The sequence below is a fragment of the Cellulomonas sp. P4_B5_2 genome (assembly GCF_056402235.1).
In genome coordinates this window covers 1-2,860 of the sequence record NZ_JBFUHU010000399.1, presented here as the reverse complement: position 1 = coordinate 2,860, position 2,860 = coordinate 1, and the positions used below count along the sequence as shown (strand labels likewise).

General features: G+C 75.7%; 1 protein-coding gene. It reads right to left on the bottom strand.

The window, feature by feature from the left end; translation table 11 throughout:
- Nucleotides 1-2,860 (bottom strand): helicase-related protein (locus AC1DUQ_RS20120; RefSeq protein WP_477074457.1); only part of this gene is annotated, 2,860 nt, incomplete at both ends.

Here is a 2,860-nt window from a genome sequence, read left to right as displayed (position 1 = left end):
CGCCCTGCCAGCGCGGCAGGAACACCCCGAGCGCCTGCGGGTCGACCGGCTCGACCTCTGCCCGGAGAGCAGCGAGCGACCGGCGCCGCAACGTCCGCAGCACGTCCGCGTCGCAGAACTCGTCGCCGGTGCCCCCGAGCACGTCCGGTCGGAGACGCCCCTGGACCAGCACGCCGAGGCCCTCGAGCCGTCGCAGCGTCTCGGCGACGACCGCGACACCCCACCCGAACCGGGTGGCCGCCTGGGCCGCCGTGAAGGGCCCGTGCGTCCGGGCGTGCCGGCGCAGCAGGTCGCCCACGGGGTCCGGCACCACCTCGGTGAACACCTCGGGCACCCCGACCGGCAGGGCGACCCCGAGGGCGTCGCGCAGGCGCCCGGCATCCTCGACGGCTGCCCACTGCTCCGCCCGCTCGGGGGCCACGCCACCAAGACGCACCCGGATGAGCCGCCGGGCGCCCYCCAGGTCGGTCAACCAGGCCGGTACCTGCTCGCGGACCTCCGGCCTCGTGCGCTCGGCCAGCTCGCCGGCGGTGAGCGGTCCGTGCCGCCGGACGGCGTCGGCCAGCTGTTCGAGCGTGCCCGCCTGGCGCTCCGGCGCGCGACCGCTGAGCTCGGCCTCGGTCCGCAGGACGGCGTCCGGGTCGAGCAGGTCGGCCAGCTGAGACTCCCCGCCCTGGCCCAGGAGCTCGGCCAGCAGCGTGGGGTCGAGCGTGAGGGCGGCGGCGCGGCGCTCGGCCAGCGGCGCGTCGCCGTCGTACAGGAACTGGGCGGTGTATCCGAACAGCAGAGACTGCGCGAAGGGCGACGGCTGGGTGGTGGTCACCTCGACGACCCGGATCTTCCGGGAGGCGACGTCCCGCATGAGCGTGGTCAGCGCCTCGGTGTCGAAGTCGTCCTGGAGGCACTCCCGGACCGCCTCCAGGAGGATCGGGAAGTCGGGGTACGCGGAGGCGACCGAGAGCAGCTGCGCCGAGCGCTGCCGCTGCTGCCAGAGCGGCTGGCGGCGGTCGGGGCGCCGCCGGGGGAGCAGCAGGGCTCGGCTCGCGGCCTCGCGGAAGCGCGCACCGAACATGGCCGAGGAGCCGAGCTCGGCCTGCACCGAGCCGAGCACCTCGTCGGGGTCGAGGAAGAGCGACGCCAGGTCGATCGCGGGGCCGGTCTGCTCCGCCCACGGGTCGTCGACGCCGAACCCCGCGTCCAGGCCCCCGTCCAGCATGTCGGGCAGGCGCAGGACGATCCCGTCGTCCGAGTGCATCGCGGCCGCGTCCACGCCGTACCGCTCCCGCAGCCGCGCGCCGATGACGATCGCCCACGGGGCATGCACGCGCGCGCCGTACGGGGAGTGCAGCACCACGCGCCAGTCGCCCAGCTCGTCGCGGAACCGCTCGACCACGAGCACGACGTCGGTGGGGACCTCGCCCGTCGCCTCGCGCTGCTCGCGCAGGTAGGTGAGCAGGTTGTCGGCGGCCCACGGGTCCAGGCCGGCCGCCTCGACGCGCGCGCGGGCATCGTCGTCGGAGAGCGCGCCGAGCTCGCGGACCCAGCCCCCCATCGCCTGCCCCAGCTCGGCGGGCCGGCCCTGGGAGTCGCCCTTCCAGAACGGGAGCCTGCCGGGGACGCCCGGCGCCGGCGTGACCAGCACGCGGTCGGGGGTGATGTCGTCGATCCGCCACGTGCTGGAGCCGAGGGTGAACATGTCGCCGACCCGCGACTCGTAGACCATCTCCTCGTCGAGCTCGCCGACGCGCTTGCCGCCGCGGACCGTGCCGCCGGAACGCTCCGCGTCGACCGGGACGTCGCTCGTGGTCGCGCTGCCGGCCAGGAACACGCCGAACAGGCCGCGGTCCGGGATGGTGCCGCCGCTGGTGACCGCGAGCCGCAGCGCGCCCGGGCGGCCGCTGAGGACGTCGCGCACCCGGTCCCACACGAGCCGAGGGCGCAGCTCTGCGAACTCCTCGCTCGGGTACCGCCCGGCCAGCATGTCGAGCACCGCGCGCAGCGTCGCGTCGCCCAGCCCGGAGAACGGCGACGCGCGCCGCACCACGACCGCCAGCTCCTCGAGCGACCAGTCCTCGACCGCGACCATCGCCACGATCTGCTGCGCGAGCACGTCGAGCGGGTTGCGCGGGATCCGAATCGCCTCGAGCGACCCGTCCCGCATCCGCTGCGCGGTGACCGCCGCCGGGACCAGCTCCCCCCGGAACGTCGGGAAGACGATGCCCCGGGACACCGCACCCACCTGGTGCCCGGCCCGGCCGACGCGCTGCAGCCCGCTGGCCACCGAGGGCGGCGAGCCTACCTGCACCACCAGGTCGATGGCGCCCATGTCGATCCCGAGCTCCAGCGAGCTCGTCGCGACCACCGCGGGCAGCAGCCCGGCCTTGAGCTCGGACTCGGTCCGGGTCCGCTCGGCGCGGCTCATCGAGCCGTGGTGCGCTCGCGCGAGGATCGTGGTGGCGTCCCGGGTGTCGACGCCGACCGCCGTCCCGGACTGCGCGGGCACCGCGGCCGCCCGCAGCGTCGCGGGATCCGGCACGTCMTCGCCCGAGCGCTCGGCCCAGACCTCGTTCATCCTGGCCGTCAGCCGCTCGGCGCCGCGGCGCGAGTTGGTGAACACGAGGGTGGACCGGTGCTGGGCCACGAGGTCGACGACGCGCTCCTCGACGTGCGGCCAGATCGACGGGCGGGGCAGCGGTCCGGCCGCGGCGCCGGACAGGTCGAGGTCGTCCGGCGTCACCTCGGTGCCGCGCAGGTCGGACAGGTCAGGCACGGGCACGACGACGTCGACCACGATCTTCTTGGTCGACGGCGGCTGCACCACGACGACCGGCCGACCCCCGTCCGCGGTCGAGCGCGCCCC